The 19,292-nt window shown below is 40.8% G+C and carries 14 protein-coding genes; 12 read left to right on the forward strand and 2 right to left on the reverse strand.

The genetic code is table 11. The annotated features are described in order from the left end of the window. Positions 1-70: 70 nt before the first annotated feature. From tssI to tssG, 12 genes are all read left to right on the forward strand, one after another. Positions 71-2,149 (forward strand): type VI secretion system tip protein VgrG, encoded by a 2,079-nt coding sequence (gene tssI, locus A136_RS03570; RefSeq protein ID WP_017064514.1) that lies wholly within the window; start codon positions 71-73, stop codon positions 2,147-2,149. Continuing rightward, a complete protein-coding gene (locus A136_RS03575) occupies positions 2,149-2,634 on the forward strand; it encodes a hypothetical protein (RefSeq protein WP_017062589.1) in 486 nt (161 codons plus the stop codon). Before tssI ends, A136_RS03575 begins: the two co-directional genes overlap by 1 nt. A gap of 25 nt (positions 2,635-2,659) precedes the next feature. Next, positions 2,660-3,979: a hypothetical protein gene (locus tag A136_RS03580; protein ID WP_017064515.1), complete on the forward strand. Its 1,320-nt coding sequence runs from the start codon at positions 2,660-2,662 to the stop codon at positions 3,977-3,979. Next, positions 3,960-4,952 carry a DUF2169 family type VI secretion system accessory protein gene (locus A136_RS03585; protein ID WP_017064516.1) on the forward strand — a complete coding sequence of 331 codons (993 nt, stop codon included), beginning with the start codon at positions 3,960-3,962 and terminating at the stop codon, positions 4,950-4,952. Before A136_RS03580 ends, A136_RS03585 begins: the two co-directional genes overlap by 20 nt. Beyond that, on the forward strand, positions 4,945-5,913 hold the full coding sequence (locus tag A136_RS03590; RefSeq protein WP_017064517.1) for a hypothetical protein: 969 nt from the start codon (positions 4,945-4,947) through the stop codon (positions 5,911-5,913). The genes A136_RS03585 and A136_RS03590 overlap by 8 nt, the downstream gene beginning before the upstream one ends. Before the next feature lie 582 nt (positions 5,914-6,495). Next, positions 6,496-8,487 (forward strand): serine/threonine protein kinase, encoded by a 1,992-nt coding sequence (locus tag A136_RS03595; protein ID WP_017064518.1) that lies wholly within the window; start codon positions 6,496-6,498, stop codon positions 8,485-8,487. A gap of 1 nt (position 8,488) precedes the next feature. Then, positions 8,489-10,063, forward strand: coding sequence for a type VI secretion system protein TssA (tssA, locus tag A136_RS03600; RefSeq protein WP_029235221.1), 1,575 nt, complete (start codon positions 8,489-8,491; stop codon positions 10,061-10,063). 17 nt (positions 10,064-10,080) lie between these two features. Continuing rightward, positions 10,081-10,587, forward strand: a complete 507-nt coding sequence (tssB, locus tag A136_RS03605; protein WP_017064520.1) for a type VI secretion system contractile sheath small subunit — start codon at positions 10,081-10,083, stop codon at positions 10,585-10,587. An 8-nt stretch (positions 10,588-10,595) separates the two neighbouring features. Beyond that, entirely contained in the window at positions 10,596-12,077 is a 1,482-nt protein-coding gene (gene tssC / locus A136_RS03610) for a type VI secretion system contractile sheath large subunit (RefSeq protein ID WP_017064521.1), read from the forward strand. A 60-nt stretch (positions 12,078-12,137) separates the two neighbouring features. Further along, complete coding sequence (gene tssE / locus A136_RS03615) at positions 12,138-12,548, forward strand: type VI secretion system baseplate subunit TssE (protein WP_017064522.1); 411 nt, start codon at positions 12,138-12,140, stop codon at positions 12,546-12,548. Between the two features lie 10 nt (positions 12,549-12,558). After that, complete coding sequence (tssF, locus tag A136_RS03620; RefSeq protein WP_017064523.1) at positions 12,559-14,307, forward strand: type VI secretion system baseplate subunit TssF; 1,749 nt, start codon at positions 12,559-12,561, stop codon at positions 14,305-14,307. Next, entirely contained in the window at positions 14,304-15,302 is a 999-nt protein-coding gene (gene tssG / locus A136_RS03625) for a type VI secretion system baseplate subunit TssG (RefSeq protein WP_029235222.1), read from the forward strand. The genes tssF and tssG overlap by 4 nt, the downstream gene beginning before the upstream one ends. 29 nt (positions 15,303-15,331) lie before the next feature. Here the strand turns inward: tssG and A136_RS03630 are convergent, their stop codons facing one another. After that, positions 15,332-15,784, reverse strand: a complete 453-nt coding sequence (locus tag A136_RS03630; protein WP_017062578.1) for an Lrp/AsnC family transcriptional regulator — start codon at positions 15,782-15,784, stop codon at positions 15,332-15,334. Between the two features lie 66 nt (positions 15,785-15,850). Beyond that, positions 15,851-19,243, reverse strand: coding sequence for a type VI secretion system membrane subunit TssM (tssM, locus tag A136_RS03635; protein WP_017064525.1), 3,393 nt, complete (start codon positions 19,241-19,243; stop codon positions 15,851-15,853). Positions 19,244-19,292: the final 49 nt, after the last annotated feature.

Consider the following 19,292-nt stretch of genomic DNA (forward strand, 5'->3'; position numbering starts at 1 on the left):
TTTTCGTGAAAAACAAAGGGTCAACAACTACTGTTGGCCCTATTTCTATTATTAGTATCAGGTAAAAGATATGGTGAATGACGTAGAATTTAAGTTTGAACTGCAAGGCTCCTCGCATGATTTTCGTGTGGAGAGCTTTCAGGTAATCGAAGAGCTTTCAAAGCCTTTTCAAATCAGCCTATCATTACTTTCACTTGATCCTGATATCTCATTTGACGCACTCATCCGTAAACCAGGTAGTTTGACTCTATACGGCCAAGGTGTCAGTTCTGCGAGATGCTTTCACGGCGTGGTTAATGAGGTTCGTTACCTTGGATCGGGTAGGAGATTCTCTCGTTACCAATTGACTCTTGTTCCACAAGTTTGGTTTTTGAGCCAAAGACAAGACTGCCGTATTTTTCAACAAAAATCAGCGTCAGCGATCATTTCTGAAGTTTTAGATGATGCGTTAGTGACCGATTATCGATTAGAACTATCTGGTGTATACCCTTCAAAAGAATACGTGTTGCAATATCGAGAGACTGACCTTGAATTTGTTCAGAGAATTCTGGCAGAACACGGCATGTGGTACTACTTCGAACATACAGAAGCTAACCACACAATGGTTATTGTCGACAGTAATGATGCAATCGCTGAGTTATTGAGCACGCCACTAAACGGATCTTATTTAGGCCCTATTGTTTATCATGCGGATGGTGGCGGTGTTGCAGACCGCGAGCATATCTCTGACCTTGAACTCGTGAATAGAGTAAAAACTGGCCACGTTACTTACACTGATTATAACTATGAGTTTCCGAAGATCCCTCAGGAAATGAGCAGCTCCGGCGAACTCGATTTAGATTTGAAATTATTCGATTTTCCAGGACGTTACGTTGACCCAGCAATGGGGCAAGTAAGATCAAATGAATGGATGTCAGAGCACGTTGTAGATAATCAGCAAGTAGAGGCGACCAGTAATGTCATGAGACTGGCGTCTGGATACAGTTTTAGTATCAGTGAGCATCCACGTTCGGCAATTAACCGCGATTACCTCATGCTGTCGGTGATGCATAGTGGTCATGACCCTCAGGTGCATGAAGACGAAACTAATGGTCTGCCAACTACATATCATAATCAGTTCGCGTGTATTCCTAGACATGTTGAGTTTAGAGCTCCAAAACTTGAAGCTCCTTTGGTTGAAGGTACGCAAACAGCGGTTGTCGTGGGGCCTGCAGGTGAAGAGATCTATACCGATAAGCTTGGGCGAATCAAAGTCCAGTTCCATTGGGACCGTTATGGCGAGAGCGATGAGCATTCGAGTTGTTGGATTCGAGTTAGCCAATCAATGGCTGCACCGACTTGGGGGGCGGTATACCTACCTCGCATCGGCCATGAGGTGGTTGTTACCTTCCTAGAGGGAGACCCTGATAGGCCTTTAGTTACTGGCGCAGTTTATAACGGACTTCATTATCCTCCATATTCGTTACCAGAGAACAAAACGCGGACAACTTTTAGAACGCAAACGCATAAAGGGACAGGCTATAACGAGTTGAGCTTTGAAGATGAAGCTAACCAAGAAGAAGTCTACATTCATGCGCAAAAGGACATGTCGACCAAGGTTTTAAATAACCGTTATCGCGACATAGGTCAAGATGAGTTTTTAAAGGTTGCACGCCATCAGACAAATGATGTTCACGGTGATCACAAAGAGACCATTGACGGACACAAGACCACCCAAGTTAACAGTACGTTTACTGAAACTGTCGAACAAGATGTATCCGTTACTTACAATGCCAATGAGACTCAATATGTTAAGAATAACTCTGATCTAGAAATTGGAGACAATCAAATTACCAAGATTGGTAAGAATGATGACTTGGATGTGGGCGAAAATAGCAACTTAACGGTAGGTGCTTCAAAAAGTTCTGACATTGGAGCTGATGATAACCAAACGGTTGGTGGCAACTTAACGGTTTCTGTTAAAGGAAATACTTCATACAAAGCCGATGGTGCGACCCAGATCATAAGCGGTGACAAGATAGTACTGAAAACGGGTGGGTCTTCATTAGTGATGAATAGTGATGGTTCTATCAAGTTGTCCGGTTCTTCAATAACCATTGAAGGAAGCGATAAAGTTGTAGTCAAAGGTGGAAACGTAGCGATCAATTAATGATGGAAAAACAAACCCAAATTATCCAAACCATCACCGAACAGCAAGCCGAATCAACGGCTTGCTTTTCGCGTTTTGGAACAATTGTATCGATTAACGAATCTAAAAGTGGTGTTCGTGTCGATTTCGAAGGTAACCCTTTACAGCAACCAATAAATGCGAGGTTGGGGCGGGGGTTCAAATTAGCCGAGTTACAACTTGCTATTGATAACAAACTTTCATGTCGTATCGAATTTTTAAATAACGATTTTAATCTCCCTTTAGTCACAGATATCTTTTTCTCCATTCTAGATGATTCTGATGAATTTGTACTGAGAGCAAAGAAAATGGTTATTGAAACGGAACAAGAGTTAATTGTGAGAAGTGGCGAAACAGAGACTCGTTACAGCGGCCGTGATGGCCGAATTACTACCAAAGCCAAATATGTGACTTCTCAAGCTGAGAAGGCTCAAAAAATTCAAGGCGGCACCATTGCGATCAATTGATCGTGTTACTAGATTGGATTCCCGGATGCGTCAAAAAATAGGTATAGATCAACTAAACCAGCCGATTACTAATGAAGATGTGGAACTGGCCATCGCTAATGCGGAAATTACGCTCACTTTATTGAACGAGCTTCCTATCAAATGGCTGGATATGTGTAATGAAAAGCTGTCACTGGCTTCGGAGACATTCGGTTTCTTGTTAAAGCAACGCTTACAAGTACATAAAAGGGGATACCCAAGCGTTAAACTGGAGTATTTAGCGCTGGCTGAGCGTCAGATTGAAGACCTAAAAAATGTTTATTTGTCTTTCTATCGATTGGCTCCGGGCTTGATTCATCAATTAAAGCAGAGCGAACCAACCATTTATGCTTGGCTCATGTTGAATTCTGAGATTGGACAAGAGCAAGAAAACCTACTTTGTGGTTTATCGATACTTGATGATTTGGATTACCAAACCGCAAAATTGCTAGTTGTTCAGTCATCATTATCAGGTATCGACTCTGTGGTAATCGAAATGGTTGAAGGTGGTTGTAAACTGCCCCTGCTTTTCTTGGAGTGCTTACAGTTACGCCAAACTGTCACAGTTGGTCTGCTAAAACGTTGGCTTAAAGACAAGCGGTTTTCTGAGCATAAAACACATTTGTTTTTATCGTTACAAAACGATGCAGAAAGCGTTGACTGGTTAGCTGAAAACTCAAATAGCAGTCAGAACTTGTTTGAGCGATTACTTGCGAAAGAGGATAGAGGGACATGGTTTCGTAAGGAATTTGGTACCTCAATCGATAGTGTATCTGATCCCGAAGTGGTCACTTTTGCCAAACTTTTGGAGCTCAAAGAGTTTGAGAGCTTTAATCTGAGTAGTGTACAGGCTCCGTTCGATTTTGTATTACACGGTCTGAATGAACATGTTCCGAAAATAGTTGAATTAGTATCTAGCCTTGACGAGTTCGAAGGTGAAGATTGGATTCAAGCGCTTTACATTGTCTATGGGAAACGTTTACCAGTGACACCAAAAAATTTGGGGATAGACTTTGAGTGGCACGAAATACTCGAAAAGCTAAAAGAATGGGTCGAAATTGGTGCCTACAGACAAGCGTCACCGGGTCGATTGGGACAACCTTTGACTCTAGAAACCAGTATCCAAGCCATGTTCGATACTCAAGTCAGTGCTGCTTTTAGGGTTTGGATTTGGCGTCAGGTTTGCCTCCATACTCGCTCATACATCCCTTGGGATATGGCTATGCCAGTTCATCAACAAGAGTGGAATATCACGCGACTAACTCAGAATTCAACAGCCTCAGAAAGGTTTAATCTAAGGAATAATAATGCAGTTGTGGGATATTGAGAACCATCCAGAACTTTCAATCAAAGGCCGTTTTCAACGGGACCATAATGGCAATGAGGTGTGGGTTGTCGTTGGAAAACGCTCATGGCAACTCGTAGGTTCTGTTTGGAAGGAGCAAGAAGAGGCAGAGATCTATGACGATCCTGTCTATCTGGGTGAAGCAGGGCTTTCCGCGATGAAAGCTGACCAAGAGTTCTCAGTTGTTAAAACCAACACAGATGTACTGATTTTCGGTAAGGCCCGAAGCTACGCGAAAAAGGCAGTTACGTACCATGAGTGTCGGCTTTTGATTGATGGCCATATAGACAAAACCATATCGGTACTTGGTGATAGGCAATGGATTGAGCACGGAGGTAGCGTAACGCTAAGTAAACCACTCCCATTTGTGGAAAAAGAGATGGACTTCTCCTGTGCTATCGGAGGCGATTTAAGAAACCGGCTCGGCGGAGGTATTGCTGATACTAAAGAGGAACTATTGAAACAGAAGGTTCCTTCGGTTTTTTATCCTACGGAAGATTGGAGTGCGACACCCAAGAATACACGGGTTGCTGGATTTGGCCCGTTAGCCCCATTTTTCGGGGCTCGTCAGCAATATGCTGGCACTTTTGATGACGATTGGCTAGAGAATAGGAAACCTCTTTATCCCGTAGACTTTGACCAGCGTTTTTATCAGAGTGCGCCACTAGACCAACAATGCAAAGGCTTCATATCTGGCGGTGAACGTTTGATGATGAGTGGGTTTTGTCATGATGACTCGCTCTCTTTCCGCTTCCCTCAGGAAATGTATGTCGCAGAAGCGCAGTTCAAAAATGCTAATTATCAAGCTGATATGTTTATTTCTACCGTTTTCATCGATACCGAGACTCGCACACTTTCAATCAGCTATAGCGCTGCGTTTCCATGTCAAGGTGAGGAGCACCTGTTAGTGTCAACGAAGATTCATAAAAAACAGGAGTTTTCCGATAATGAATAACAATTCAGCACGATTTGTTATTGGGATGGAGGCCATGACACCAACCGGCATGAACCTTGATATCGCCACAACAGTCGCCAAAGCGGATTTGGGAAGGTTTGACCAGAAAGTGGACTTGGATGGAATAGAAAGGTTCACCTTCGCCAATATTGAATACACTTCGAAGACATCATTGTTTGATAAGTGTAAAGAGCTTATTGAGAGCTTAATTGGGTCTCTTTTGAAACAATTGCCTAAAGTATTAAAGCCTATTCCTCTACTAGTTAATATACCGGAGGCTCTTTCTGTTGTTGCGATGAGTGAGTGGTTAAATGAATGTAGGCATTGCGATTCAATCTCACATTATGAAGTTGTTCAACAAAGTGGGCCGTCACATTTAACGACATCATTAGCGAAATTGAACCAATTTGACGCAATTATGAGCATTTCGGTGGCCTCACTTGTCGATGACCTTAGCGGTTTAATTGATGCCGGACAGGTAATGAGCTCATCTAATCCTTGGGGGATTATTCCAAGCGAGGGAGGGGCTGGTGTCATTTTGTGTCGAAACAATTTGGTTAAAACGTTAAAACTTAAGCCCTTGGCGCAATTAGGTTACTTTGACTTAGAAGCCGCAAACACAACTCGTAGAACAATGATGAAGTTAGTGAGAAATGCGAGCCGTAAGATCAAAAAATTTGGACCTGTATTCACTGACATGACCAATCTCAGATCTCACACTGAAGATTATGGCTTCGCGTTAGGTGCGCGCGCGGAATATTTCGAAAACCCTCAACAGCCGACTTTGATCAATGATTTATGGGGGACATTAGGTCGTTGTTCCGCATTGGCATTATTGGCTAGCGCGATCCGTGACGCACCTAACAGTAAACAGGTGACCCTGTTAATGTTTGATATTCAGGGAGAAAGGGCGCTCCTTCAATTGGTCCGAATGAAACATATTGGATTTGGTCCAAGTTAGTTCGGGGTCAACGTTTTTGTGTAACTATTGTTTATGAGAATTAGTTTAAGTTTGATGCTCTAGAGAGAGCTGCAATGTTCTTGTTATGTATTGCCAATTTGCACTTTTATCAATTGAGCTGAAATTTGCGAGCGTTACTTTTAACTTGAGGTGTTTGGCAAGTGGCTTAGCTACATCATTGTGTTAGGCATTTTAACAACTAACTTAAAACTCATTCATATTGGATAGTTTCTAATTGTATGGCTTTCATCTTAACTGCAGGATTTTAGGTTATCTCCAGTCTATTTAAAGGCTTCTAAATACGATTGAGTTGACTAGCTGCACTCCCAACTATTTATCATACTAAACGTTAATAATGTGATTTATGTCACGATGGGAATTTTAACCATTATTGAAACGGAAATTTATCTATATTTCGAGTGAAAAGTTGTTAGTCAATGAGTTTGTTATTACACGGCGTTATTTAGTAATAATAACTAAAGTAATAGTCTTACCGATGGTTTTAAATACTGCTATTGAAAAGGGTATTGGACAGTAATTATTATCCAGCATTAATTTATTTCGTTTGATAAAGAGTTTAGCGTGCCAGAAAAGCAAGGGACAGCCAAAGGTTATCTAGATAAGTTGGTTGTGAAAGCGATCGAAAAGAAAAATCAGCAAGCTCAGAATATGGCTAATAAAAATAAGCCCAAGCTAGAGTATGTGATTTTCTCCCAATTTGACGTGTTAGATACATTACCTTCAAAAAATGGCAAAACGACTGTTTATCACCTGGCCAAGAAAGGGAACCCTGAAAAACAGGTTTGCTGTAAGGTTCTAAATGAAGGTTCATCTGAACTTGCGAATGAATTAATCATTAATGAAGCCAGTCGTCTTGAGATGTCTCAACATCCGAGTGTTGCTGATTTCATTAAAATAGGCAAAGAGTTCGATCGACCATACTTTATGTATCAGTGGATTCAGGGCGAATCTTTGGCTGAAAAAATGGCTCGTCATACTCCTAAAGGTTTTAGGCATGACCATATTGCGTGGCTGATATATCAATTGTCTGGTGCGCTTGAGTTTATGCACACGAGAGGTGTCTGCCATTTAGATATTAAACCTTCAAACATTATTGTTACAGAGTCCGATTATGTAAAGTTGATCGACTTTGGTGCTGCTCGTTATGTTGGTGAATCTAATACTTACGCTGAAGCAAGCATGAGCTATGCGTCTCCTGCGTTTATAAAGTCTGGCGTGGCTCAACCTCAAGATGACGTCTATTCATTGGCGTTGTTAACTGGGCATCTATTTCTTGGAGCTGCATTTGGCGATGCTTGGACAACTCAATTACAAGCAAAAAAACGACCAGGTTTAATCCCTAACCATGTATGGAAGTTAATTAAAGATGTTGTCAACAACCCTCGACAGCACAGGTATACAGCGACTTCGTTTGCGCAGCAACTAGCCAAGATCGATACCCAAAAATTTGGTGCTGATGTAAGTGCTCCCTTATTTAGTAGTTTACGGAATGCTGATCTCGTTCTAACCAAACATCGAACTATTGACAGAATTCAAAGTGGTCGGCTTCGATACTTAGAAGCGAGTTTGGTTCTGTGTGTCGTGATTATCACTGGTACATATTTATATAACCAAGGTCAGCCTGAATGGAAATCGATTGTTAAATCGACCAACAGTTCGAGTAGCCTTGTGAGCACGATTAAACCTGCACAAACCGCGTCTTTTTTAGCGCAGTCTCCATGGGATATTGAATTCGCGTTACAAGATATGGAAAAAGATGTCGTCTCGACAGCTCCTTACCGAGAAGCTTATGAAGTCCAACAGAGCAAATTAGCTAAGTTGTATAAAAACTATGAATCGGACTTGAATGAATATGAAGGGGCGGTCGATCTACTTCCTAAAACTCTGATGTCGATCCGGCATGATCTCGTTGTTTTGCGAGAAAAACTGAACAGTGACGGCTCTCTATTTCCTTATGCAGATAAAGCGCTGACGGAAACGATGGCAAGTCTGAATAAGGCGACCATCAATTCACAAAATATTGCCGCCTTTGGTGGGAATCAAGAACAGCGTTTAGTCCAACTCATCTTAGATGGGAAATCAGATGTTGCAGACAGTGATATTGAAACTGCTTGGAAAGTAAACCAGTCAAGAGCCTACTTTTATAGTCATGTATTACCGCGAAAAGTGCTCAGCGGAATAGATGCCTCGATAGAGAAAAATGCAAAGCAGCATTATTACACCAAAGCAATTCTTGAGGCAGAAGCTGCGCAATCATTTTTTGGTAACACGCCAAAATTGAAAGCTAAAGTAAGAGCTCTAAAAGTAGCAAGAAGCGAATTTATCTTGTTCAGTACTGTAACTGAACAATCAGTATTTGGCCGACAGAAACTTCACGACTCGTTAGCTGATCTAGAGACTAATGCCCCTAAGAAATTCAGCGAAATAACGGAAATTCTTAATAGTATGGCAAGTGATTCTATAGACAAAAGTCATCAACTATCTAAACCAGCGCGAGGTGCTATAGCAATCGAGCGAGCAATTAGAAATTACAATTCTGAAAGCAGAGGTTAACTTGAGTCTGATCGATACTGAAACGCTATTAGCACCAATATCTGAACACTCACCAACTGGTGAGGATGCTAGGTACGAGTTTTGCTATGAAATGATGGAAGCCGAAGTGAAAAAATTTGGTTCATTATTTGGTGAGACTGTTGACTGGCATATAGTAAAAGTCCATTCGATTGAAGTGCTAAGTCAGCATAGTAAGGATCTTAAAGCGCTTTGTTATCTGATCCGTTCTTTGGTAGAGGACAAAGGCGAGATAGGGCTTGAGGAAGGATTATCTTTGCTCAATGACTCAATCAGTCGTTTTGGTCATGAGTTATACCCTAAACGTAAAAGAGGTAGAGATGGGGCTGTTGAGTGGCTCAATCATCAATTCAAACTCGTCGCGACTAAATTGTCTGCAGAATCCCTTGACTGGGAAGTTCTATCTCGATGTATCACACTAACTGAAGGTATCCAGCGTCAGTTTGACGAGATATTTCAAGACTCTGATGTAGACTTTTTCGAATTAAAAAGTCATTTGAATCAACTAATGCAGAACGCATCTCTAAATGAAGAAACGTTGGTTGAACACAGTGTGGCTGATTCCGAACCGCTCATTGATGTTGTTGCACTGTCCGAGAAAGCGATCGTTCCACAAAGCCACGAAGCTGACAGTCCGAAGACGCACACCACGCCTAATCAGAAACGAAGTAAACCTCGAGAGCACAGCACTGTAGACGTTGACACGGATTTTTCATCTCCGGCTGCATCAAAGCGTACGTTAAAAAAAGTGTCTGAGATCATGGTGCATTCAAATCCGACTGAACCTTTAGGATATCGGATTTACCGTCACCTGACATGGGCCGACGTTGATGGTTTACCTGATCACAAAGACAATCTAACGCCTCTTAGCCTCGCTGTGTCATCAGACCAGCAGGCGGAATATCGAGATAAAGCAAATCAAGAAAGTGATATCGATACGATCAAGCGTTTAGAGCGAACACTTACTGATGCGCCATTTTGGCTGACTGGGCATTATTTCGTTTATTCAATGTTAGACAATCTTGGGTATGACGAAGCTGCGTTGGCTGTAAAGCAAGAAACAAAGAGATTTGTCGATTCTTTTGAGGGAATTGAGAACCTCTCTTTCAAAAATTCTATTCCATTTGCGGATGAAGCAACGATTACTTGGTTGTCTACAGGTAACGCTTGTCCTTCGGGTAAGTCGTCAATAATTCAAACTATTGTTGTAGCTGAAGATGATCTATCTGAGATGGAGGATATTGCCCTAGGTGACTTGGGTAAATATGTGGCTGAACTGTCAAACAAACTCGAGTTGGATAACTCCGGTCGTGGACAATTCATGTTGCACTTAAAGTTAGTGAAAGCCTACCAAAGTGTTGGTTTATACCCTTTGTGCTTGCCTTACTTGGAACAAGGTTGGGCGGTGGCTAAGGAACTAAATCTATCAATTTGGGAACCCCATTTGTTTTTTTCTTTAGAAAATCTAATTCAAAAAACTCTAAAGGAACTATATCGAACTAAGGATTTTTTACCTGTGAGATATAGCGAATGGGAAACAATTTATGACCAGCAATAAACTAGAAAGGACTAATTATGTCACGTGATGGCTCGGTGGCTCCGAAAGAGCGAATTAATATACGTTATGTTCCAGCAACAGGCGATGCGTCTGATGATGTTGAACTGCCCCTAAGTATGATGGTTGTCGGTGACTTCACTGCTCGTGCAGATGAAACTCCGATCGAAGAGCGTAATCCGATTAATATCGATAAAGATAACTTTAACGAAGTATTAGAAGGTTACGCACCGAATATCAAAGCAAATGTTGAAAACCGTCTTTCTGATGAAGAAGGTGCGCAAATTGGCGTTGATATTACATTCAAAAATATGAAGGACTTTACTCCAGAGTCGATTGCGAAGAGCGTTCCTGAGCTGAATGGTTTACTAGAACTTCGTGAAGCCTTGGTTGCATTGAAAGGCCCTCTAGGGAATGTACCTGCTTTCCGTAAGAAGATTGCAGCAGTTCTTCAAGATGAAGAAGCAAGAAAGAAACTTTTGGATGAACTAAGCATTGGTGCAGACCAAGGCGAAAAAGCAGAGTAAGGAAGATCATGTCGGCAGAAGCACAAGCACAAGCACCAGAACAAGAAGCAGCTCTAGTTGAGTCAGGCTCTCTTCTGGATAGCATTTTAAATGAGACTCGCATTAAACCTAGTGATGAGGGTTTTGACGTTGCAAAGCGTGGCGTTGAAGCATTCATTGGTGAGTTATTAAGCAGCTCAACAGTAGAAAAAGTAGACCAGTCTTTAGTTGATTTGATGATCTCTGAGATTGATCAAAAGTTGTCTAAACAGGTTGATGCAATTCTTCACAACGAAGAAGTTCAAGCGATTGAATCAACATGGCGTGGTCTTAAATATCTTGTTGATCACACGGACTTCCGTGAAAACATTCAAATCGAACTTATTTCGGCTAAGAAAGACGAAGTTCTGGATGATTTTGAAGATGCTCCTGAAGTAGTGAAATCAGGTTTATATAAGCAGATTTATACTCGTGAATACGGTCAATTTGGTGGTAAGCCTGTAGGTGCCGTTATTTGTGATTACCAACTATCTGCGTCTTCGCCTGATATTAAACTAATGGAATATATGGGTAATGTAGGTGCTATGTCTCATGCACCATTTATTACTTCTGCATCTTCTCAATTCTTTGGTTTAGATTCTTATGAAGAATTACCAAACTTAAAAGACTTAAAGTCGGTATTTGAAGGTCCTCAGTATACTAAGTGGCGCGGATTCCGTGAGCACGAAGACGCACGTTATGTTGGGCTGTGTACATCACGTTTTATGCTGCGTACGCCATACTCAGTTGAAGACAACCCAATTAAGGCGTTTGACTACGATGAAATGGTTACGGACAGCCATGACAATTACCTTTGGGGTAACTCAGCTTATGCTATGGCTTCAAAGATCAGTGAGTCGTTTGCAAAATATCGCTGGTGTCCAAACATTATTGGCCCGCAAAGTGGTGGTGCGGTAACCGATTTACCGGTTTATAACTTTGAAGCGATGGGTCAGATCGAAACTAAGATCCCAACCGAAATTCTGGTTTCTGACCGCCGTGAGTATGAACTTGCAGAAGAAGGCTTTATGGCTTTAACAATGCGTAAAGGTTCTGATAACGCAGCGTTCTTCTCGGCAAACTCAGTTCAAAAACCAAAAGTGTTTGCGAATACACCTGAAGGCAAGCAAGCTGAGATGAACTACAAGTTGGGTACTCAGCTACCTTACATGTTCATTATTAACCGCTTAGCTCATTACATTAAAGTACTTCAACGTGAGCAAATTGGTTCTTGGAAAGAGCGTACCGATTTGGAAGTTGAGCTAAATAAATGGATCCGTCAATACGTATCTGACCAAGAGAACCCGCCAGCAGAAGTTCGTGGTCGTCGACCGTTACGAGCGGCTAAAGTCGAAGTGTCTGACGTTGAGGGTGACCCAGGTTGGTATAAAGTATCGATGTCTGTTCGTCCTCACTTCAAGTACATGGGCGCGAGCTTTGACTTATCTTTGGTTGGTAAGCTAGACCAATAATAAGTTTGGAAATAAATAAGCGGCCAGGTTTACTGGCTGCTTTTTTTCTTAGAGTGTTATATGGAAAAAGGTTACCGATTATTAGAACGAATTGAACTTGGTGAGCCGAAAAATTGTTATGAAAAAGTGGTTTCACATAGGCATTTAATTGAATCCATTCATCTGCACCTTGCTGATTTGCTTAATACTCATGCGGGTAATTCAATGATCGATCGGGAATATGGCTTACCTGATTTCAATGATGTTCTATCGAACAACACCAATTTAGTTCGTCACATCCAAAAGAACATCACTTCCACAATAGAAAGCTTCGAACCTCGGCTACGAAGTGTTGAAGTACATTACCGAGAAAATCACAACAACCCTCTTCAATTAGGCTTTGGCATATGCGGAGAAGTCTTACACAACGGTGGAAAAGTTCCGATGTCTATCGATGTCTATATGGGAACTGACGGCCAATTTAACGTTTAGTAGGTGCCCATTGAGTAACAGTAAATACTTTCAAGATGAACTCACATATCTACGAGAATCCGGCAGCGAATTTGCCAAGTACAATCCAAAACTGACCAACTTTTTGTCTGAAGGAACATTCGATCCTGATGTAGAACGTCTTCTTGAAGGTTTTGCGTTTCTTACTGGCCGTATTAGAGAAAAGATTGATGATGAACTCCCAGAGCTCACTCAGTCGTTAATGACGCTGTTGTGGCCACATTACATGCGCTCGATTCCTTCGTTATGCATTAGCGAACTAACGCCACACTCCGGAAGTGTCACTGAAAAAACAGTGGTAAAGCGCGGGGCTGAGATGGCTAGTGAACAAGTGGAAGGTACGCAATGTTTATTCAGAACCTGCTATGACGTAGAGCTTTTCCCCTTAAAAATCACAAGCATTGACCAAAGCAACAGTCGAACAAGCTCATCTGTTGATGTGACACTTGCGACTGAACATGGGCTAGAGTTATCTCGTATCGGGTTAGATAAATTAAGGTTTCATTTACATGGTGAGATCCATATAACTAGAATTCTTTTCTTATGGATATTTAGATACTTAGACTACGTCGAGTTAGACGTGGGCGGTGGGTATAAACGTAAACTTGGACCTGAATTTGTTAAACCGGTTGGGTACCAAGACGACGAAGCGATACTGCCATATAGCGACAATTCATTTGCAGGTTATCGTTTGTTGCAAGAATATTTTTCTTTACCAGACAAATTTATGTTTTTTGATATTACGGGTCTCGATTGGCTAAAAGGGATACCACAAAGAAGTACCGTGAACCTTAAATTCCATTTTAAGAGAGCATTACCTGCCGAAGTTGTCCTGAAAGATAAGCACTTAAGGTTACATTGCACGCCAGCTGTGAACCTATTCGAAAAAGATGGTGATCCAATTCGGCTTGAACATCGCCGAAATGAGTATAAAGTTCGGCCACAGAGTGACAACCAGGATCACTACGAAGTTTATTCAATAAACCAAGTAGAAAGTTGGAGCAAAAATGAAAGGCGACGAAAATCTCTTATTGAATTTGAGTCCTTTGAACACCAAATAAATCAAAGAGATAAACGTGATTTCTACAAGTCAAAAGTTTCAGAGCGAGTGAGTGGAAGAGGGCTTGAGCGTTATATATCTTTTCATACCCACAATGGGGATATTGCAGACCTAGGAACCGAAACGGTTTTGATGAAGTTATTGTGCAGTAATGCAGATTTGTCTGAAAGATTGTCTGTAGGAGACATCATATATACCACACATAAATCTCCAACTTACGCCACGTTTAGTAATATTACTAAACCTACGCAATCTGTTAGCCCGCAAGTGAATGGCGAACTCCAATGGCAACTGATTGCTAATATGTCATTGAATTATCTATCGCTCTCTAATATTGATGTACTCAAGGTTTTACTGTCTACATATGACTTCCATTCTAGAGTGGATAGGCAGGCTCATAGGGCTTCGTTGCACAGGCTTGACGGCATTATCTCATCAGAAATGAAACCTATCGATAGAGTGTTTAGAGGGGTATCCGTTCGTGGTAATCAATTTAAGCTTAAGATGAACTCTAGTTTTTTTGTCAATGAAGGGGACATGTTTTTGATGGCAAATGTATTGAATGAGTTCATACGCTTATATTCAAGTGTTAACTCATTTACAGAGTTAGAAGTCTACGATGAACGCAGTGGCGAAAGCTACCAATGGGCAAGTTTAACTGGACAGCAAACAATCTTATGATTGATGAATTATCAGAAAAAATAAACGAATTTAGCTTTTTTCAAGCAGTTTTGTTGTTAGAGAAGCACTACCAACTATTACCGGGCAGTGATTTTGTAGCGGTTGGTGAAAACAAATATTTTTATCAAGAGAGAATTGCGTTTAGTGTCTCACCAAACCTCTGTTTCCCCAAAAGTGATATGGAATTCATCAGTCATATGGAAAGGTCTGGTGAGCACTATTCGAGAATTGAAACTAACTTTTTAGGATTACACGGTTCAAGTTCACCTTTGCCCGCGAACTATACAGAAAAATTAGTAGGTAGAGATGATGATGATAATCCAGTTAGAGACTTCTTTGATTTCTTTCATAATAGATATACCAGTTTAATCTATCGTGTTTGGAAAAAGTACCGTTATCATGTTCAGTATCAAAGCGATGCAACAGATGACTTTTCTGGGCGTATGCTGCACCTAGCAGGGTTGTCTAATGTTATTCAAGAGTCTGATACGATCGGGCTTGATCGTGCAAAGATTTTGTCTTACGTCAATCAGCTATCTACCAGGACACGCTCTCCGAAACTGATTTCTGGCATTGTTGCGCACTATTTTTCATTACCAAGTGTTCGAATCGAAGAGTGGGTCTTTCGAAGAGTAAAAATTGCCGAATGCCAAAGGAATCAATTAAATAGAACGAATTGTATTTTGGGTTCAAATTTACATTTAGGTAAGAGCATCCCAGATCTAAACGGTAAGTTTAATCTTTGTATTGATAACATTGATTTCGAGACGTTCCGAAAGTTCTCCTATGGAGGAGATTTCCATAAAACTTTAGTGGGGTTGATGCGTTTTATTCTTCGTGACCCTATGTCTTGGGATTTAAAGCTAACCGTTGATTTAGACTCAGTTCCAAAGAACCAACTCGGTCAAGGTGATGGGACGAGTTTGGGGCAAACTTTTTGGTTGGGTCAAGCAGGTACGAAAGATGCGAAGATTAGAGTAATTGGAGGCATTTAAAAAAACCGCTCATAAGAGCGGCTTTATTTTTAACGACTGATTGGCTGGTGTAGCACTACTGTTGTATTGAGAGAGCGAATGCCATTGAAAGACTCTATCTCATTACATAAATGGTGTATTGATTGCAGATCAGGAGCTTCAATCAAAGAAATAATGTCGTAGGTACCCCCAACAATGCTTGTAAGTCTGACTTCAGGTAGTTCTTTTAATGCATTACTTACATCATTTTTCTTACCTTTTTCACAAGAAATTAGCAAATAACTTGCCGCTTTTCTCCCGTCATTTTCTACTCTTATTTGTGCCGTATACCCTTTGATAATACCGGTTTTTTCAAGTCTGTTGATGCGTTCAGCGACTGCTGTTCGCGACAAGCCGATGTTGCGAGAAAGATTAGCAATCGATTCTCGCCCATTGGAGAGTAGATTCGAAAGAATTTTACGATCTAGTTTGTCTAAGCCTTGTAAACTAATGTTGGACATCATGTGTTCTGCCTTTTCTGAATTATTATTGTATTTGTATTTGTATTTGTATTTGTATTTGTATTTTTACTATATAGCTTCGGGTAGAGTGAAGTTATACAGCTCCGCTAACGTAAACGGGTTTTTCTGAGTCAAAGGAGTGATTCGCAAGCTCAGATATCTGCCTGATACTTTTATATCACTCACGAAGCTACCGTTATGGGTATTTGTTAACGTTGAGTCACCAAATAACCGATAGATAGCCCATTGACCATTCTTGCTCAGTACATGTTGTTTACCTTCGTCTGTTACATCTTGAATTGTTATACTGATATTGAAATCTCCGTTTTGAGGAGGCCACTCAAGTTCACGAATTCTACTTGGACCATGGTAATAGTTGATATTTGAGTCCGCTATTTTTAAGCTTGCTCTTATTGCACTCGAATCCAGATCAAGTACTTTCGCACTGAATGGAAGGTACAAGCGGTTTGTACTCTTGTTAATTAACGTATCTCTGATGACATTGTAATTTCTTAACTGAACAAGCAACTCTGGCGAGAGTGGCATAATTTCGCCTTCTACCTGTTTTGGCGTCCATAGGTTTGTGTCATAAAAAGGAGCGAAATTTTTATCGATAAATGCATCAAGCAAGCCTCCCGATGCGAAAAGCAGCTCAAAGTCTTCGATCGAAATTTCTTCTGTTGCACTTAGATCAAAAGGGTACCTTCCTAAACCTAACTCTTTGAACTTAGAATAGATCTCACTATACCAAAGAGTCTGTATTCCTTTTGATGATTCAGAAATCATCACGGACCAGCTCTGGTTAACTACGTCTAAAAGCCAACTTCTTACTGGCTCAGGAGATTTTTGTGCAATTTGTTTTAAACGAATCAGAGGATCGGCATCCGTACTACTCATCCGGTGTTGTGCTGCAGACAACGCTGCCATTTGAGGGGCCGGTGCGTCTGCTATATCTTTCATATACGTACGAACTCTGCTCAGTGCAGTTATCGTTTCATCCCATGGTGTAGGGGAGTTTGGGGTTTCGTTAATTTGCAATTGATTCAAGATGTGGAAAGCTTGTTCAACTCTTTTCATTAATAAGTAGTCAGGCTTTACAACTTCTTCAACGAGTTCTGGTGCTGCTTTTACGGCACCCGCAAGTTTAGGGTTAACTTGAGCCATTAATGCTCCTTGTTGACCGATCGGTGAAAACTGCGTGTTTGTATAAACTTGTTTTAGAACCGTTGTCATCGGAGAAGATGGGCCAGAGATCAGATCAATGGCGTTAGTAATCTCCCCTATATTGTTATAACGCTTTACTTTTAGTTCGCTTAAAGCATTTCGCCAATAACTGATGTAGTCATCCGTATATTTTTTTCTTACTTGCTTCTTGAATGTCTCTTGTTCTTTGTCTGTTGGGATTACGTGGTTTGACAAACCCAATACCCAGTTGTCGGTGATGACTTGTTGCGACATTAAATCGACGCGAGGGCGGTAAAACGTACTGAAGCCTGTAGATGTGTAAACTTTATCGATTTCTAATCGTTGAGGATCCAAGTTGTCGTTGAAGACATTATTAAAGTCGAAACCGACTGCTCGCTGTAAATTCAAAGTGCCTAAATCAATGTCACCTGCTTGTTGTAACAAGCTGGCGTACACAAGATCTACATTTGAACTAGAGAGTAGAGAACGTCTTGTCGCACGCACCATATTCATGTTGATCGATACAGGTTCAAAATCAGTGCGGAAATATGCGTCCAAATATTTCATCACTGTCGTGATCGTGTCTGGTTGATCACTGAGTTTTTGGAGCGTTGACATCGTTTGCTGACGTAGAAATTTTATCTCGCGTTTTGTAGGATCATTCAACATTAAGTAACCTTTTAGTAAAGGCAGTGCATTATTAACGTTGTCTTGATTTTGTGTTAGTTGCAAACGATAACCTTGCTCAATTACTGGCATTAAGTGGTTTCTAATTTGCATTATGAGGGCGTTATAAGCGATTTTCGTACTTTCATCGAGACGACTTACATTCATATTCACAAGTTCATTATCTAGCGCTTGTGAGCCACTAAGCCATGCTTGATAAGATGGTTGTACAGTTTGGATCGCACTTGAAAGAGAACTTTCAAAAGAATTGCCTTTTGGGTAAGACGATTGTGAATCATCTATACCAATAAGCTGACTAATCACTCTCAGGTTGTCATCTAAAGTCGTTGAAAACAGGTAAGCACCACTACCTAGTAAAATAATGGAAGCTGCAACGGCTAGACGGCTCTGCCTCTGGATCATCCTAAGGTAAGTCTTGTTTTCACCTGCGAAATCAGATTCAGGCAAGATCTGAGAGTCCATTAAGAAACGCGTAAAATAGGGCGTTTCTGTTAACTGAGTATGTTCCGACGCAATGATCGGCAAGTTAAAGTAGTTGCTGCAACTCTTAGCTAATAGGTTGTATTTTCTACCACCTTGGATATTCGATATAAAAAACACTTCACGGATATCAAGTGAATAAGACCCAGTATTGAGTTCTGAAAGTCGTTCTATCACAGAAGCAATTTCAGACTGACACAATTCGAATTGTTTAGGGAATGCTAATATGGCTTGCTTCTCGTTAACTTCATTAGAGTGAGACGACGAATCTAACGCATTGCTCTCCATTACTTTTACTAAATTACGGAAGCTATCATGGTAGTACTCAACAAATACACCTTTAGCTTCCTTTAATGGAATTGATAGAAATTCAACCGAGGTCTTTAAAGAACTAAAGTGTATGTATTCCTTAAATCCTTCTAGCTTGTCGAGCTTAGACATCATTAAATATAAAGGGATCGCTGAAGATGTTTTTTCACTTACTGATTCTAATCGATGGTTAAGCGCGGTTAACGTGTAATCGATTTGTTCGGTTTCAGAGACAATTAGAAATTCAAAATCGATAAAAAACAAGCAACCAGAAAATGGCTTTCTAGGCTTGTGTTTAATGACCTCATCTACAAATGTGTTCCACAGAGCGCTATCGTTACTTGATACTTCTTGAAACAATAGGCGTTGATCCGGTTTGATATACACGGCGGAGTCTGACTCATACCATTCGAAAAAATCATTCTTTGCAGTACGAGTCTGATCCATTGGCTTGATTGCACTGGAGTTAAGTAGAAACTGAGTTCGACCCGCGTATTTATTGCCAATCATTAAATAGATTGGCTTTTTATTGGAACCAGAAAGAAGCGGACGGATGACCATGGCTAATGCTTCTTCTTCTGTTTCCAGCTTTAGGGCTTTAGTGTTGTTTTTCTTTTTTAGCCACAACGTTACCTGAAACAACGAATAGAAAATTGTTATAGCACCTAAAGCAATCCATAGGTAAAACTTGTCTGTTATATCTAGCCAAAGGATATAGATTGCAGCGATCGTAGCAGCAAGAAAGAGGAAAATGGCCGTTGATATAACAACAGGGTTCCTCATTAGTTTGTGTTTTAACATAAGCCTATTTCGTTGTTTTGAGTTTGTTGTAATACCGAGTCTTAAGACG

The sequence above is a fragment of the Vibrio crassostreae 9ZC13 genome, assembly GCF_000272045.2.
GTDB classification, from domain to species: domain Bacteria; phylum Pseudomonadota; class Gammaproteobacteria; order Enterobacterales; family Vibrionaceae; genus Vibrio; species Vibrio crassostreae_C.